Genomic DNA, 17349 nt, shown 5'->3' on the forward strand with positions numbered 1-17349 from the left:
TCACCCCTTTGCAAGCTCCACGATCCCGGACACCATGACCGCAGAATAGACCAGAGACGATGCGAGTATGATATTGGTCGTTTTTTGGTATTTTTGCAGCAGTGTTTTTAACAGCTTACCAAAAACCGCCCAGGTTAGGTAGGCTAAAATCCCGATGAGCGAAACCAGCGCTACAAAGGCCGAAAGGACGAAGCCCGATGTATAGTAAGGCATGACGTAGATCGGGATCACCGTAACGGTAAACAAGACCACCTTGGGATTGAGAAACTGCATGCAAAATCCGGACATGAACGACGTTGCCTGCTTGGCAGCCGAGCGGGACACATCCATCCGGAGGATTTTATAAGCCAGGTAAAGGATGAACAAGCTCCCGACGATTCGAAGTCCGGCGAGCAATACCGGCATGCGGGTCAGCAATTCCCGGTTTACCGTTACCGAGGCTGCGATCAGCAGCACAAAAGCCAAAGAAGATCCGGCAATGAACTTTAAAGCGTGTTTGAAGCCGTTTTGATTCACCGACGCCAAAATGACGATATTCGAGGGTCCCGGCGTGAAGGTGACGACGACGCAGTATAAGAGGAACGACATGATGTTCATGCTCCAAGGCTCCTTCAAGAATAAGTTTCTTGCATTATAGAGCCGAAAAGCCGATAGCGGATAGTACGTTATTGCAAGGAGCTCAGGAGATAGATTTTTCGGGGATCTGCATGGTTTGGAGAAGGCACAATAGCTGTCCCGTACGGGTTATGCTAAGATAATGAAGGAAGTGGTACCTTTTTACAGATCGCCTGGGAAGGTCTTTGGTGCGAGTGTGAAGTGGCCATGAATTCCCCGGGGGGTTCGCACCCGAAAAATCTTGATACCCTTCCTTTTATGTGAATAAATGTTTATTATATGGGGCAGGAAATGTTGTTTAATGAAATAAAGAGCCTATTTTGAGGGAAGTTCGCCTGAAAATCGGAGTCGCATCCTGTGTGGATGCGTGGATTGAAATATCCCGCGCTGAATTTCTCGCATAGTTGATTGCGTCGCATCCTGTGTGGATGCGTGGATTGAAATATTTTGCCTGTGACAAGCTACCTGATTGACAAACTGGTCGCATCCTGTGTGGATGCGTGGATTGAAATAGGATAACCAGCAGCGCTTTGTCCATTACTTGACCGTCGCATCCTGTGTGGATGCGTGGATTGAAATGGAAGGGTGGTAAGCACCGTAAATGACGGTCTGGTCGCATCCTGTGTGGATGCGTGGATTGAAATACTTTTGATCCGCATACTATTCCATTCCACGAACCGTCGCATCCTGTGTGGATGCGTGGATTGAAATTTCAGCGGCAAGGACATGGCAAAGCTTGCGCCGCGTCGCATCCTGTGTGGATGCGTGGATTGAAATACTTGACAAAGAAAATTTATCACCAGAGAGAAAGTCGCATCCTGTGTGGATGCGTGGATTGAAATGCCATCCGGCCCCGCGTACGCCCAGCGGCGTCCTGTCGCATCCTGTGTGGATGCGTGGATTGAAATCCCGTCCTCACTATCATATGGATTGGCGATATCGGTCGCATCCTGTGTGGATGCGTGGATTGAAATAACACAAGTTCAATTCAGCCTCGGAGATGCAGTAAGTCGCATCCTGTGTGGATGCGTGGATTGAAATATCGGATACCTGAAGGAATGGAGGAAAGAAGAAAAGTCGCATCCTGTGTGGATGCGTGGATTGAAATATTATCATCATACACAGGCATTTTTCAAAATTCTGTCGCATCCTGTGTGGATGCGTGGATTGAAATTTACACCTCCATAAAAATAAGAGAGTCCAAAAGGGTCGCATCCTGTGTGGATGCGTGGATTGAAATCGTGAGGTAAAAGCCTACAACGTGAATGTCCCTGTCGCATCCTGTGTGGATGCGTGGATTGAAATTTCTCCAATCCCGATGAAGGCGAACTATTTTCGCCGTCGCATCCTGTGTGGATGCGTGGATTGAAATAAAAAATGCCGCCTCGATCCGAGACGGCAGTTCAAAGTCGCATCCTGTGTGGATGCGTGGATTGAAATAAAAACCCTGGTAAGGACCCTGCGAACCCATAAGTCGCATCCTGTGTGGATGCGTGGATTGAAATTTCGCAACGGCGATGAAAGAGCACAAGGATAAGCTGTCGCATCCTGTGTGGATGCGTGGATTGAAATAAATAAGTACACGATCCGGCCGCTTGAATGGCGTATGGTCGCATCCTGTGTGGATGCGTGGATTGAAATAAGTTTTTCGATGCTTCTTAAAACATCAGCGTGGGTCGCATCCTGTGTGGATGCGTGGATTGAAATTTAGAGGCCATGCCGGTAATCGCTGGAGCCATTGGTCGCATCCTGTGTGGATGCGTGGATTGAAATCACACGCGATATTCGCCGTTTTCAAGGCATTTTGTCGCATCCTGTGTGGATGCGTGGATTGAAATATAGAATTTAATATATGTCAAGCCAACATGTGTTCGTCGCATCCTGTGTGGATGCGTGGATTGAAATCGGTATACATCTGCATCAGCAGCAACAAAAGCGTGTCGCATCCTGTGTGGATGCGTGGATTGAAATCCATAAGACCCACCGCCCGCGCCGGGCAATCATGTCGCATCCTGTGTGGATGCGTGGATTGAAATCGGGAAGCTCCTATCATGAAGCCGCCTGTTTGGGTCGCATCCTGTGTGGATGCGTGGATTGAAATGGCAAACGTTAAGGTCTTCATATAATCGTACCTCCGTCGCATCCTGTGTGGATGCGTGGATTGAAATCTCTAGTTGTTAGCCTAATAGCGAATCGGAACAATGTCGCATCCTGTGTGGATGCGTGGATTGAAATGATTTGGTCGAGGTACTTGCGGATGGCGCCGGCGTGTCGCATCCTGTGTGGATGCGTGGATTGAAATATGTATCGAGCTCTCGCCGAATCAACCTGCTGCGTCGCATCCTGTGTGGATGCGTGGATTGAAATTGCGTATTAAACCGTAGGAATATCGCTGGTGGGGTCGCATCCTGTGTGGATGCGTGGATTGAAATACCCGTTTGTCCCTGTTACCCCAAATTTAACCTCGTCGCATCCTGTGTGGATGCGTGGATTGAAATACCCGTTTGTCCCTGTTACCCCAAATTTAACCTCGTCGCATCCTGTGTGGATGCGTGGATTGAAATTGAAAGCCGGTTGTGATTAGGTCCATTGCTTCCGTGTCGCATCCTGTGTGGATGCGTGGATTGAAATTCGTTCATGTCGGAACCCGGCAACAGCGGGTCCGCGTCGCATCCTGTGTGGATGCGTGGATTGAAATCAGCGTGTCTCCGACTTCTTTCAGCTGGCCGTAGTCGCATCCTGTGTGGATGCGTGGATTGAAATTAATAATTGTGTCTAAAATGTGAACATTCGAAAAGTCGCATCCTGTGTGGATGCGTGGATTGAAATATCGAATATCCCGCCCTTTCGTGCGCCCCGGCTTGTCGCATCCTGTGTGGATGCGTGGATTGAAATTTCGGAAGGCAATCACATCATGGACGTGCTTGGATGTCGCATCCTGTGTGGATGCGTGGATTGAAATCTCCTTAGCATCAAACTTGAATGTCCGCTTTCCGTCGCATCCTGTGTGGATGCGTGGATTGAAATGGAAGCCTGACGAAGCTCGTGCGCGTCGTTCTTCGTCGCATCCTGTGTGGATGCGTGGATTGAAATCTGTATAGGTTTTTGAATTGCCGTTATCCTTTTCGTCGCATCCTGTGTGGATGCGTGGATTGAAATATCGAAGACTATATGCGTACGTATCCGGGTGTTCGGTCGCATCCTGTGTGGATGCGTGGATTGAAATCACAACCCGGACGGCACACACCTCGACGGGATGGGTCGCATCCTGTGTGGATGCGTGGATTGAAATAACGAGGGCCTGTCGGTTGTCCGGCAACGGCAGAACGAGTCGCATCCTATGTGGATGCGTGGATTGAAATGTTCTGGACGGGGAAACCCACCGTAAGGTGCCGAACGTCGCATCCTATGTGGATGCGTGGATTGAAATATCGATAATGAGCAGCGTGCAGCCTTCATGTTTATGTCGCATCCTGTGTGGATGCGTGGATTGAAATCGGCGCCGATCGTTACGACATCTATCGGGATGGGTCGCATCCTGTGTGGATGCGTGGATTGAAATAGCAAAATATAAAAAGCACCCGAAGGTGCTAAATGTCGCATCCTGTGTGGATGCGTGGATTGAAATATGAAACGATTTCCTGATGCGTGGGAGGCGGATGAGTCGCATCCTGTGTGGATGCGTGGATTGAAATATAGGGGTCATAAAAGTTACAGTTGCGCGCCTCTGTCGCATCCTGTGTGGATGCGTGGATTGAAATGCCTTACGATGAACAATCTTGTATTCGATACAGGGTCGCATCCTATGTGGATGCGTGGATTGAAATTCAACGCTGGCATAGAAACTTTGCATGTCAATAAGTCGCATCCTATCCGGATGCGTGGATCGAAAGATAAGCCGTCGTAGAACTCACCTCCCGTTTGGCCGCTTTTTAAACACAAGAAAATCACGCGAAACGGGTCGCTAAGAAATTTACGGAAGCCCTAATTGCCACGAACCTTGAGGTATATTTCTCCATATGCTAAGATAACATTAAAGAAGGGACCGTGCTGGAACACGATCCCTCAGCACAACAGCCGCTAAAAAGAGCGGTCGGCCGTAAGGTTGATCAGAAAATAGACCGAATCCTTACCTGGGGCGGTCTATTTTCGTTTATTAAACGAAAGCAGCGCGACGATTAATGTCCCGAAGGTAAGCATTAAGCTTATCGCTTCATACGCTGTCATAGGCATCACCTCCCGTTTGGGAGACTAGCCGACCGCCCTTATAGCCGAAATGTTGTACAATCCATATTATACCATAGGACTCTCTTTCGAGGGTCTTTTTCTATTTAAGGAAGAGTCCTTTATCCTGCCTTGTATTTCAATTCACGCCCGCTATGATTTACAATACATGGTATGAAAGGGGACGGTATACCGATGGATATGAACATTTTTATCGTCGAAGACGACGCCCACATCTTTGAAGCCCTGAAGGAAAGGCTGGAAAAATGGTCTTTGCGCGTGACGGGACCGGCATCGTTTGACGATGTGATGGGTTCTTTTGCCGATGCGCAGCCCCATCTGGTCGTCTTGGATATTCAGCTTCCGAAATACGACGGTTTTCACTGGTGCCGGGAAATTCGGGCGGTATCGAAGGTGCCGATCCTGTTCCTGTCCTCGCGGGACCATCCGATGGATATGGTGATGGCGATGAACATGGGCGCGGACGACTACGTCCAGAAGCCGTTCCATATGGACGTGCTGCTGGCCAAAATCCAGGCGATCCTCCGCCGGACGTATGCATACGGGGAAGAGGCGTCGGATATTATCGAGTGGAACGGTGCGGTCATCGACATGAAGCGCGGCGTCATCCGCAAGGACGGCCAGGAGGCCGATTTGACGAAAAACGAATTTTTTATTCTTGCCGTCCTCGTCCAAGCGAAAAATGAAATCGTGTCCCGCCACGATCTGATCCGGAAGCTGTGGGAGGACGAGCATTTTGTGAATGACAACACCCTCACGGCCAACATGACGCGATTGCGCCAAAAGCTGGCGGTGCTCGGGCTCGAAGAAGCGATCGTCACGAAAAAAGGGCTTGGTTACATGGCCATCACGTTATAAAGGAGGCGAGTCGGAGAATTGTTTTTACGTTATGTGGCTTATAAAAAAAGCTGGATTGTTCTGTTTTTGGCGCTGCTCGTGTTTACCGACGTGCTGATTCTGCTCGACCATGGCATCGCGGTCCATGCCGGCTCCATGATCTATTTGAACGTGTTGTTCCTGCTCGTCTTTGCGGTATTTTTGGGTTGGCGTTATAAAACGGAAACGAAGTATGCGGCGGCGCTGGCGGCACGAAGCCAAGAGATGCACGAGGACTGGCTGGAAACGTTGCCGAAACCGGCTTTTTATCCGGATGAGGTAACGAACGACATTTTGCGTGCGGCGGATCTTTTTTACAGAAGAAAGCTATCCGACGTGAAGCAGGCGCAGCTGATCGAAAATGATTTTACCTCCTCCTGGATTCATGAAGTGAAAGCGCCGCTGACCGCGATGAAACTTACGATCGACGCCAACCGCAGCGATCCGGCGATCCGGAAAATCGAAGCGGAGTGGCTGCGGATCCATTTGCTGATCGACCGGCAGCTCCATATGGCGCGCCTTCCGTCCCTTGAGTCGGATTACGTGCTGGAGCCGGCGTCCGTGCGGCGGCTTGCCGCGGAGGAGGTGCGCGACCTGGCTTCCTGGTGCATGGAGAAAAACATCGCGGTCGAATTCGAGGGCGAAGACGCCGAGGTCGTGACCGACCGGAAATGGTGCCGGTTCATCCTCCGCCAGCTGCTGACGAACGCTGTCAAATACAGCCCGGAGGGCGGGATCATCGTCATCGGGACAAGCGTCACGGAGAACGGGAACGCCGTTCTGAACATGAAGGACGAAGGGCCGGGCATTGCCGCGCACGACCTGCCGCGCATTTTCGATAAAGGCTTTACGGGCGGGAACGGCCGAATCCAAAATGCGGCAACAGGCCTCGGGCTGTATCTCGCGCAAACCGTCGCGTCCAAAATCGGGATTACGCTTCAAGCGCAGTCGGAGCCGCCAAACGGAACGAACATGCGCATGATTTTTGCGGTTAAAAACGAGTTTGAGGAGATCCGGAGAGGGATGCTGACATAGCCCCAATCCTTGCTTCTTTGAAGGGAATATCCCCTTCCGATGTTCCCCATAATGGAATCTATACAAGACAAGCAGCCGGGTACGTCCTGACTGCTTTTTTTGATTTGCCGCAGCCGCAACATGACGATATTGTCACCTTGCCCTGCCGGCCTGTCATCCAAAACGTGCGACAAGACCCGGCGGTCGAAAGTACAATGAGGATACAGCAAAACATGGAGGTTCGCTATGAATGACATCAATTCGCAAAAAACGGTGCTGCACGCGCAGAACGTCCGCAAAACCTACGGTTCGAAAGGCAGCGCCCAACAAGTGTTAAAAGGCATCGATCTTCGCGTCCTGGAAGGGGAATTCGTGGGCATCATGGGACCTTCCGGGTCGGGGAAAACCACCCTGCTGAACGTGCTGGCGACCATCGACCGCGCGACCGAGGGGACCATTCGGATCGACGACGCCGATGTTTCGAAAATGAAGGATGCCGAGCTTTCCGCTTTTCGCCGCCAAAAACTCGGCTTCATTTTTCAGGATTACAACCTGCTCGACACGCTCACCGTGAAGGAAAACATTCTGCTTCCTATTTCCCTCAGCAAAATGGATAAACGAATGGCGGAAGAGGAGTTCAACATCATCGCCGACATTTTGGGCATCAAGGAGCTGGCGCATAAATATCCGCATGAAATATCGGGCGGGCAAAAACAGCGCACGTCCGCCGGCCGCGCCCTGATCCACCGGCCCTCGATGGTGTTTGCAGACGAGCCGACGGGGGCGCTGGATTCCAAATCGGCTTCCTCCCTCTTGGGAACGATGGAAGACCTGAACCGGAAACGGGACGTCACCATCGTCATGGTCACGCATGATCCCGTCGCTTCCAGCTACTGCAGCCGGGTCGTGTTCCTGAAAGACGGACAAATTTACTCCGAGCTGTACCGCGGGGACAAAACAAGACCGTCGTTTTTCAAGGAAATCATGGACGTGCAGGCCGTGCTTGGGGGGGACAACGTTGACGTTATTTGAACTGGTCATCCGCAGCATTCGGAAAAACATCAAACATTATTACCTGTACTTTTTTGCGCTCATTTTCAGCATGAGCCTGTATTTCGTCTTTGCGACGCTGCAGCATGATTCGTCGATCGTGGAGCGGATGGGCGCGGACGTGAATTTTGCAACGTCGTTCCGGGTGGCGGGAATTTTGCTGCTCGTCATCGTCGCCATCTTTACCATTTACGCCAACAGCATTTTTCTGAAGCGGCGCAGCAAGGAGATCGGTTTATACCAATTGATCGGCCTGTCGAAGCTGGGCGTGGCCCGGTTTTTGATCATCGAAAACATGCTGCTCGGATTGGGCGCCCTTCTGCTCGGTATCGGGTGCGGCGCGCTCGTATCGCGGCTGTTCCTGCTGATTCTGATGAAGCTGCTCGGCTTCGACGTCATCGTCGGGATCGCCTTTTCGGCCGCGGCGGCGGTGCAGACGGTGATCGTTTTTGCCGCCTTGATCGTGTTCACTTCGATACAGATGACGCTTACGGTTTACCGCAACACGCTGCTGGAATTGTTTAACGCGGATCGCCAAGGCGACCATCCCAAGAAGCCGAAAACCGTCGTCGCCGCGTTTCTTGCCCTGCTTGGCATCGCGCTGATCATCTGCGGCTATGACCTGTCGGGGCATATGGTGAACGACATGCTGTTTTTTAACATGCTGCTGGTGCTCCTTTCGACGATCCTGGGCACGTATCTGCTGTTCCGGGTGACGATCGGGTGGCTGTTTTACCAGTTTAGGAAAAGAAAAAACGGGCATCTCGGGCTGCTGAACAGCTTGTCCCTCGCACCGCTCATGCACCGGATGAAAGCCAACGCCAACTCGCTCACGTTGATCACGGTGTTGTCGGCGATGACGCTTACGATGGTGGCGCTGGCCTACTCGCTTTATTTTTCGGCGGAAAGCGATACGCGCATCTCGCTGCCGTACGATTTTGTGTTCGAAAACAAAGAAAAGGACGCCAAGTCGTTCGGCGCGGAGCTGGAGAAGGCGGGCATCCGGTTCGATCATCACCCGATTGACGCGGTGCGGCTGAAGGGAACGATCCGTGATTTGCAAGGGAAGCCGGAAGAATCGACGCAAGGCATGTTGTTCCTGCCGGCGGAGCAGCTTCAAAATGCGGGCATGAAGGTGAAAGTGCCGCCGAAAGGCGAGGCCGTGCTGTATGATGCCCGGGTGAACCTCGAAGGAAAAACTGATAAGGAAGGCATGGGGTTCCCGAAGGAAATCGCGCTGGGCAAACACGGGGAAACGAAAATGCGGCTGACGAACCTCGTCACGCAATACGTCATGAACTTCAACGTTTACGGCGCCCAACTCGTGACCTCAGAAAACACCGTGCAGGAGCTGGCGAAAAACATGCCGGGATCTTCCGGATACGAAAAAGTCCGCTTGGATACGTATCAGGTCCCGGGCAAAGCGGAGCGTGCCAAGGCATCGGCCCTTTACGCCAAATACGTGTCGAAGGACGGTTTCGAACCCGATTTTCATACGCAATACGAGGGGGCGCTTCATTCGCTCGGGTTATTGATGTTCATCTCGGCCTTCCTCGGCCTGGTGTTCCTCATTTCGACGGGCAGCATCCTGTACTTCAAGCAAATGACCGAAGCGGAACAGGAGAAAAGGAGCTTCAAGACCTTGCGGCAGCTCGGCTTTGACGTGAAGGACATCATGAGGGGCATCGTACGCAAGCAGCTGTTCGTGTTCGCGATACCGCTCCTGATCGGCATCCTGCATTCTATCTTTGCCGTCAAAGCGGCGTCCATCCTGGTCCTGTCCGACATCACCGTACCCTCGGTGATTGCGATGGCCATGTACGCCTTGATCTATTTTGTGTTTGCGGTCCTGACCATCGGCTACTATAGGAAAATCGTCAAAAACGCCATGTCCTGACAGGCTGAAATCAAGCAAATCCATGATTCAACCATGGGAAAAGAGGAGGAACCATCATGAAAAAATTCGGCGCAGTTGCCGCTTTTATCATCGTCATTTTCGGAGCATTTTTCGTTTTTTCGTACAAAGACGTCGTCGATCGTTTCAACCCGTTCATCACCAAAGAATATGTCTACGTCCAGGTGAATAAACCTTCGGAACCGGACGACGGCCGATTCAAGTACAGCTTGACCGGGTACAATGCCGAGGGCAAAAAGAAAGACGTGACGTTTACGTCCAGCGTCGATTTGAAGCAGGGAGTTTATTTGAAGGTGCTGGCGAAGGGAGCGTACGTGCAGGAATGGGAGCAGGTGAAGCAGGAGGATTTGCCGAAGGGCATCGGGTTGTAAGGTGAATGAACGTTAGTTAAAACAAGGTTAGATAAAAAGAATAGATAGAAAAGATCAGATAAAAAAGGTTGGAATAGCAGATTTAGTGGGGAAAGCACTCGGCGGGTTGCCGGGTGTTTTTTCGTTGGAGCGGAATAACCGGGAGCCGCAGCCGCAGGTCCCGGCGTATCGATCGTGATTATAAAAGGTTCATGATGCCGTCCGCATTCATAAGGGTTACAACGACGATGAGCGCAAGGAACACGACGGGCTGCACCGTTTTGCCGAACGAATCTTTAACCCTGATATGCGCAAAAAACGCGACCAGCATCGTAAATCCAAGCCAAATGCCGCCCCATGCAACCGCCTCTGCATACCAATAGCCGATGATGAGCACGGCCGCTCCGGCCAACTGAACCAGGCCCGTGATGACGCGGAACCATTGAGGCAGCTTCAAACCGTTGAACACATCCACCCAGTATTTGGCCCCCGCGATCTTCGCGGAACCCGAAAAGACATAATAAGCAATCAGCAAGCTTTGAAGAACGATCGATAACACGGTCATAGGGGATTCCTCCATTGATTTAATTTTTTTACGATACTGATGCAAAGCTTATTCAATCCAGGAAATCATTTTCGCCACCCGAATTTCGCTCTTCCGCATCACAGCCCCTTTCAAGACCATTCGGATTTTCCTGCCTTCAGCGAAGCTACGCGTTTGTTCCCATCGCCACCTTGTAACAAATATTGGTTACTGACTACATGGTAAGTTACAACTTTACTTTCGTCAAGTATAATTTTATTTTTGTAAAATTAAATTTGACAGCAGTTCAGTAAGCGGGTACGATGATTTTAACAGACTGGGATGGAGGTACAGCCGAGTGGGAGAAATACGCAACGCGGAACGTACGCAAAAGAACATTCTTGAAGCCGCAAAACGCGAGTTTTTCGACAAGGGCTTTAAGGGGGCGCGGATTGAGGCGATCGCGGAAAACGCCGGGGTGAAGAAGCAGCTGATCTATCATTACTTCAAAGGGAAAGCGGAACTGCTGGAAGCCGTTTTGGCGTATTCGGCGACGAGCGAACCGGAGTGGGTTGCCCAGGTTCCCGACGATCCTCTCCATATTGCGGAGCACCGTTTCAGAGTCAACAGCCAGGCGAGGGCGGACTTCATTAAGTTCACCGCTTGGGAAGCGCTTGAGGCGCGAGCCGAGCAAACCTCATGGAATAAGGGCGGGGAAAATGCCCTGCAATCCTACGCGTCGTACTGGAAGGCCCAACAAGAAAAGGGGATGGTGCCGCCGGATCTCGACCCTGAACTTTTGGCGCTGGCGCTGACCGCTTTAACGACGTATCCGATCATTTTCAGCAGCATCACGCAGATCATGACCGGCCTTGAGTCAAGCGACCCCGAATTTCAAGAGAGATGGTCGGCGTTTCTTACCAAGGTAAGCGGGCGTTTGTTGGAGCCGTATGGGAAGACGGAATCGTAAACGTGCTGAATCGTAAAAGCCTTATCTATTCTTCGCGATAGATAAGGCTTTATTTTTGCTTTTTCGGGTGTAGAGCACTCATTGGCCCTCCCGATTCATGGATTATTTTTTCCGGAATCGGTACAGGATGTATAAAACCATATTGGCGGTAAAAAACAACAGGCTTATGGCCGATCGGAGAGCCGACGACGCCAGGCCGATGTGCGCCAGAAAGGCATCCAATGGAGCATGGAGAAAGGGAATCAGCACCAGAAACAGCGAGATTTTAAACAAGTGGCCGATGGAAAACGCACCTTTGCACTGTTTATGCAAAACGATGGCGTTCCCAAGCAATGGAACGAGTTCGAATAGGAAGATGCCGATGGCCGCGCCGGCGTAACCGAACCCGGGAATGGCCGTTAAGAAGTATGCTGCAATCACGGAACAGGCAAGGCCGAAAAGAGAGCCGATGAAGGGCGCTTTCCTTTGGTCGGTCGTCCATAAAATCGTCGTCGTCAGCTCCCTCATCCCCGCAATGATCGGGGCAAAGGACATCCAGCGAATGGCCGCGGCCGCATCTTCGTTTCCAAAAATGAGCCTAGAGAGCTCGTCCGCATGAAAGAAAAGGATGATGGCAGAGCTGATCCCCCATAACCACCCGATTTCCAGGCATATGTTCGAGCGTTCTATAAAATCTTTCCTGTTGTTGCTTTGCCAACTGGCTGACAGCTTCGAGGCAACTGTATAGGATAAAGCGGCGGTCACAATGGTAGGCAGGTAAACGATGATCGATGCCATGCCGAATATTTCCCCGTAAACGGCGAGGGCACCCGAGTGGGTAAGTCCCGCGATCTGCAGTCGGCGAGGGATAATCAGCGCATCCAGAAGATCGGCTGCCGGGGAAATTAAACGGGTAAACATCATGGCAAGGGATGACTTTACGAAAAGAAAGGCTTCCGGCCCCAGGATGAACCAGCGTAACGTGGACGTTTTCCCCGCACTGATCGGCGAACCCTTTTGATTTTTATTTCGCAAAACCCAAAGAAAACATAATGCGGTCACGCCGCCTGTAAAGGCCCCGAACGCCGCCCCGCCGGCCGCAGCATGAATGCCGTATTTCAGCCATAAAACCGCCAATAATAACATCGTACCGGCGCGCACCGCCTGCTCGACGAGTTCGGAAACGGACGCTTGCAGGTAAGACTCGATCCCTTGCAAATAACCGCGGTACAGCTGCAGTAATGGAATCACCGCGAGCGCCGGCGCAATGCAGCGGATGGGAAACGCCAGACGGCTGTCCCCGAGATCATAAGCAATATATGGAGCTATGGCGTAGTAAAGAGAGCCGGAACATACACCCAGGATCAAAAACGGGACAACCAGCCGGTTGAAAAGTTGCAGACCGCGAGCTGCGTTTTTTGCCGTCATGAGCGCCAGTGATGTAGGGAAGCCCCCTACGGTGAGCGTAAGCGCGAATCCGAAGATGGAGTATACGATCTGATAGATCCCTGTTCCTTCCGAGCCGAGCAGCCGAAACAATGGGATGCGGGCCGCAAGCCCGATGGCTTTCACCAGAAAAATGATGCTTGTGCGCATAACGGTTTGTTTAAGGACGGAAGGAAGCGGCATCTTTTCACCCCAAAAAACGTTGTCCCCAAATTATATGAGCGAAACGGTGAAGGTAGTCCCAATTAGCGGCCGAAACTTGTCTGAAACCAGGATATGGAATTCGAACCTCAAAGGATATTTCCGTTCATCATGGGAAGCATAAAGGTTGATTCTCAAAAGGATATTCAAGGATTTTCAATAAAGCCCTGACGCTTAAATAACCTTGATAAGGGAGATTTCCGCCGTGTTACGACTGTTTTTGCTGATTGGCATGTCTTTGATCCTTTGCTTATCGCCATCGGATACTTATGCGCTTTCCCCCGAGCAGGACGATGATAAAGTAAAGATGATGCCGTTTTTGGAGCAATTGTACCAAGACCGCAACCGCTTGCTCATTGATCAGCAGCCGACGACGATTGAAAAATATTACGACCTGTCCGAATCTGGGGGCCGCTACGCTTACCAAATGGAATTAAAACGCGCAACATACGTCCACGCATGGGTTGAAAAACGCGGACTTCGGCTGATCGCCGCCGAACCCCGCATCCGAATCGCCCGTTTGAAGGAAGTAGGGGATCAAGCCGTACTTTCTCTGGTCCAATCCACCAAAATTTCTTACGGCTACAAGTCGTCGTCCGTTCCTCCGCAGTCTTTTGGAATCGGTACCCGGCATGCCCTTATCCTGAAAAAAACGAGCGACGGATGGATCGTTAAAAAGGAGTGGTACCTCGATCCGCTTGAAGAAAATCCGGATCTGATCCCGGATTCCCCTCCCGGCTTTCCGCATCTTTCGCCCGAACCCGAGGCGGCCCAAAAAGAAGGCAGATACAAACGGGAACGCGCCGTCGCTTACGCCAACAAATATGCGGGACTGGCTTGGGGAGCCGGCAATAACAATCGATACAACCGGAATTATAGGGATTATACGTCTCTGGGAGGAGACTGCACCAACTTCGCATCCCAGGTGCTTGGCGATAAAAAAGAAGGCGGCGGATTGCCGATGTCCGGCATTTGGGGATATCGGGGAGGCGGAAGCCAGGCCTGGGTGCAGACGGATGCCTTCCAGCGCTTCTTGTTTTACTCCGGATACGGCCGCCTGATTGCCAAAGGAACTTTTGAAGAAATTACGCGATCCAGCGACAAGCACCCGCACGGCGCGATTGCCAAGCTGCAGCCGGGCGATCTGATCGGCTACGAGCTGAAAGGGGACACGGACCACTTTTCCGTGGTCGTCGGGCACGACGCGAACGGCTATCCCCTCGTGAACTCCCATACCGCCGACCGGTACCGCGTACCATTCGATTTGGGATGGGATCAAACGACGAAGTATATTTTGATTCATGTTAGGTGACGAAACAACGACGGCTATCGTAGAGATCTTTCATGCAACCGAAAAGCATATGGAACGCGCAAATTGAAGGTCAAACTTCAAGAACAAGGCTGCACTGTTTCAAGCCGTCGGATCGGACGGATTATGAAAGAGCAGAGTTTCCCGTGCCTTTGCCACAGTAGAAGGCGAATTTGAGCGACATTTAGTGCCTTCATACCGATCTCGGAGGCGAAAAAGTTGTCTGATTTACTGTTGACAGTCCATATTCCTGGGGATCTATCTATGGACGGTTGTTGTTTGAGTGGATTCAAATAGGAAAAGAAACGTGATTCATGGAGGGTTCTCGATTTTATCGAGGGAATGAAATGGACTTCACATCTTGGGTGTGAGGTTTTTTCTTTTTGGAAAACGATAAAAGGGGGAGAAGATACAACAATTGAGGCACGCTCGAATGGGATTACTGCTTAAAAGAAGCTTGGCTTTATTTTTACGGGGATTGGGCGGTATGGGTGTTGCTCAGAACAATGGCAGAGCAACGTGAATCTTTTAGAATTTAATAAGAATATATGTTTGGTGGCAGACATATGTATACTACATTTTGTATAATCCTAGTGACCTATGTCGAAAAAAGGGAGGTTAAAAGAGGAAGTGGAATAAAATAAGTATAAAGAATTACGTGATGTTTCTTTAAAGAGACGAATGACTTGCTTGGAATTGCGACTAAGAGAGGGGGATCAACACTGTTAAAGCTGTCGATTGATCAAGAGAGACTAATGACTCATATTAGGGAGATTGAGAATAAGATTACAGACTCTGATCCGTTTCTCCTTCAAGAGCTTGATCTCCTAAAAGAAAGAGTAAATAAAAGTGTTTTTAAAATAGTAATTGTGGGTCATTTCAGCGCTGGAAAGTCAACTTTTTTAAATGCCCTGATAGGTCGAAAGCTCCTGCCTTCCTCAGCAAGTGAAACAACGGCTGCTTCTACCAGGGTATACTCTGTTTCTGAGCTGTCCCCGCTGGCTAATAAAGCTGAGGTCCTCTTTAGGAATGGAAATAAGCAACTTTTAGATTTGTCAGAGGGCGAGGGAGACATCGAGTTTTATGTTTCCTTGCTAAAAGGTGGTTTTGATATTGCTCGTGACATTGAATATGTCGATGTTTACTTGATTAACTCAAAGCAACCGACTGCCATTTGTTTGGTTGATACTCCTGGGGCAAATGGATTAGCGAAAGAAATTTTTGAGACGACAAAAAAGGAAATCAAGGACGCTGCAGCGATTGTATATTTACTGCCTAATAGAGGGTTTTCCGATCCGGACCGCCAGCTTTTGGACTATATATCCAATTATCAGGACCGGTTATTTTTTGTGTTAAATCAGTTAGATTTAATTGCTGAAGAGGAACGATCCGAAATGCTCGAGCATGTGAAGAAGCAAGCCAAGGAACTGGTAGGAGTCGAAAATCCGACTATCTATGGAATTTCTTCAAGGTATGCATTGGAGGGGCGTAAACAACATAATGAATCACTGGCACAAAAGTGGGGGTTCTCCGAACTAGAGTACGCTTTAACTACATATATGAATAACACTGAATTTGTACAAGGATTCTACGATTCCATTCAAAGGCAAATCCACTACCTCGAGCAGGAGTTGGAAAGTTCATTGGCAAAGCAGCAAGACGAACTTGAACATAAGCAACACCGGGCAAAACGCCATATTCAATTTGTCCGTAGAAGATTTCTAGCACTTGAAAAAAATCTGGTATCTTTCATTGATGAACAAACTATGAGTCTTCAGAAAAATATTGAAAACAATGCTTCTAGTTGGATAGAACCTGCAGTGAACTCTAGCAGCAGCTACTTAAGTAATGAAATAAAGCTGCTGAACAAACGATTGAAGCAATTGCCTGCTGATCGCATAATCGAATCGGTTCAACAAGAGTTTAAAGCATTGGATCATGTCATTCAGAGGCAAGTTTCTGATATTATTCAACAATTTCAAAAGAAGACGAGGGGATTTCTCGACACGATTACCGATAAATTCCAACAAAGGAATCAAGAAGTTTTCGATCTTATTTTACAATTTGAGCGAGAAGGAGAGGACGAACTGACTCATTTAGCTCAATTAAAGGAGAATATACAAGCTAAGGCATTTACATTCCAATCGCTTTCCACCAGAGCCTTTTCTAATGATATTCATCTTTTTGAAACGGTAACAGAGAAGCAACGCTCGATGGAGGCAAAGACTCAAACGATTAAGCAAAGGCTCAAACAGACTGTGGATGAAATAAATGAGACTCGAAAAACAGAGGAACGGGAATTTCAAAGACATAAAGAAGCTATACAAAGGCTTGGGTCAATGCCTGATGTTGATCGTTGGGAAGAAGAATATCAAGTAAAAAGAAGCGGATTTCTTGGCTGGTTACGTATGTCCAAAACAAAAACGAAAATATGCTCGGATGACTCAAAGCAAAAAAGTTGGTTAAAGCAAAAAGAGGATCTTGAACAACGATTTTACAAAGTTCAAAGCAGTCTTCAACAAAGAGACCAAGAACTTAGCCAGTTGAAGTTACAATTGTCCAGAAGCGAAAGAGATAACTCTTGCCAACTCATGGCACTTGAAATGGAAATGGAGCAAATACTTGACGATTTGCTGGACAAAGTACTAAACACTTCACTAGCATTTACCCGTCAGCTTGAGATCGAATTAAGAGCGTATTTGCACGATTATGTCGTGTCAATCTATTCTGGTTGCTACGAAGACATTATGAAAGACCGTGATGAAATTGTGAAATGGATTCGTGATGCCATCCGTGCACAGCAAAAGGAAACAGAAGATGAATTGATGGGAGCTGTCAATCTTAATTAAGGAGAGG

At 49.6% G+C, this 17349-nt stretch carries 11 protein-coding genes, 1 pseudogene and 1 CRISPR repeat array; of the genes and pseudogenes, 9 read left to right on the forward strand and 3 right to left on the reverse strand.

Annotated features, from left to right (window positions below; all coding sequences use genetic code 11):
- A complete protein-coding gene (locus MKY58_RS03950; RefSeq protein WP_339323553.1) occupies positions 1 to 597 on the reverse strand; it encodes a LysE family transporter in 597 nt (198 codons plus the stop codon).
- A 365-nt stretch (positions 598 to 962) separates the two neighbouring features.
- Positions 963 to 4508: a CRISPR direct-repeat array (repeat unit 32 nt; unit sequence GTCGCATCCTGTGTGGATGCGTGGATTGAAAT).
- 526 nt (positions 4509 to 5034) lie between these two features.
- Between MKY58_RS03950 and MKY58_RS03955 the strand changes: the two genes are divergently transcribed.
- The 5 genes from MKY58_RS03955 (at position 5035) to MKY58_RS03975 (ending at position 10086) form a co-directional block, all read left to right on the forward strand.
- A complete protein-coding gene (locus MKY58_RS03955; protein ID WP_339323554.1) occupies positions 5035 to 5718 on the forward strand; it encodes a response regulator transcription factor in 684 nt (227 codons plus the stop codon).
- An 18-nt stretch (positions 5719 to 5736) separates the two neighbouring features.
- The gene (locus MKY58_RS03960; protein WP_339323555.1) at positions 5737 to 6771 is read left to right on the forward strand and encodes a sensor histidine kinase; all 1035 of its coding nucleotides are present in this window, start codon (positions 5737 to 5739) and stop codon (positions 6769 to 6771) included.
- A gap of 225 nt (positions 6772 to 6996) precedes the next feature.
- On the forward strand, positions 6997 to 7782 hold the full coding sequence (locus tag MKY58_RS03965) for an ABC transporter ATP-binding protein (RefSeq protein WP_212950927.1): 786 nt from the start codon (positions 6997 to 6999) through the stop codon (positions 7780 to 7782).
- Positions 7769 to 9697: an FtsX-like permease family protein gene (locus tag MKY58_RS03970; protein ID WP_339323556.1), complete on the forward strand. Its 1929-nt coding sequence runs from the start codon at positions 7769 to 7771 to the stop codon at positions 9695 to 9697. The genes MKY58_RS03965 and MKY58_RS03970 overlap by 14 nt, the downstream gene beginning before the upstream one ends.
- 56 nt (positions 9698 to 9753) lie before the next feature.
- A complete protein-coding gene (locus MKY58_RS03975) occupies positions 9754 to 10086 on the forward strand; it encodes a YxeA family protein (RefSeq protein ID WP_339323557.1) in 333 nt (110 codons plus the stop codon).
- A gap of 178 nt (positions 10087 to 10264) precedes the next feature.
- Here the strand turns inward: MKY58_RS03975 and MKY58_RS03980 are convergent, their stop codons facing one another.
- Entirely contained in the window at positions 10265 to 10630 is a 366-nt protein-coding gene (locus tag MKY58_RS03980; protein WP_339323558.1) for a DoxX family protein, read from the reverse strand.
- A 316-nt stretch (positions 10631 to 10946) separates the two neighbouring features.
- On the opposite strand from MKY58_RS03980, the gene MKY58_RS03985 reads away from it, so the two are divergent.
- Positions 10947 to 11558 (forward strand): helix-turn-helix domain-containing protein, encoded by a 612-nt coding sequence (locus tag MKY58_RS03985; protein WP_339323559.1) that lies wholly within the window; start codon positions 10947 to 10949, stop codon positions 11556 to 11558.
- 102 nt (positions 11559 to 11660) lie between these two features.
- Here the strand turns inward: MKY58_RS03985 and MKY58_RS03990 are convergent, their stop codons facing one another.
- Positions 11661 to 13166 carry an oligosaccharide flippase family protein gene (locus MKY58_RS03990; RefSeq protein WP_339323560.1) on the reverse strand — a complete coding sequence of 502 codons (1506 nt, stop codon included), beginning with the start codon at positions 13164 to 13166 and terminating at the stop codon, positions 11661 to 11663.
- A 223-nt stretch (positions 13167 to 13389) separates the two neighbouring features.
- Here MKY58_RS03990 and MKY58_RS03995 point away from each other — a divergent pair, with 223 nt between their 5' ends.
- The 3 genes and pseudogenes from MKY58_RS03995 to MKY58_RS04005 all read left to right on the forward strand — a co-directional run bounded on the left by MKY58_RS03995 (position 13390) and on the right by MKY58_RS04005 (position 17342).
- Positions 13390 to 14496, forward strand: coding sequence for an amidase domain-containing protein (locus MKY58_RS03995; RefSeq protein ID WP_339323561.1), 1107 nt, complete (start codon positions 13390 to 13392; stop codon positions 14494 to 14496).
- 36 nt (positions 14497 to 14532) lie between these two features.
- Positions 14533 to 14670, forward strand: a pseudogene (locus tag MKY58_RS04000) (IS3 family transposase); the annotation flags it as partial.
- A 509-nt stretch (positions 14671 to 15179) separates the two neighbouring features.
- Positions 15180 to 17342: a dynamin family protein gene (locus MKY58_RS04005; protein WP_339323562.1), complete on the forward strand. Its 2163-nt coding sequence runs from the start codon at positions 15180 to 15182 to the stop codon at positions 17340 to 17342.
- Positions 17343 to 17349: the final 7 nt, after the last annotated feature.

Source organism: Paenibacillus sp. FSL W8-0194 (assembly GCF_037969745.1).
In the GTDB taxonomy this organism is placed as follows: domain Bacteria; phylum Bacillota; class Bacilli; order Paenibacillales; family Paenibacillaceae; genus Paenibacillus_AQ; species Paenibacillus_AQ cookii.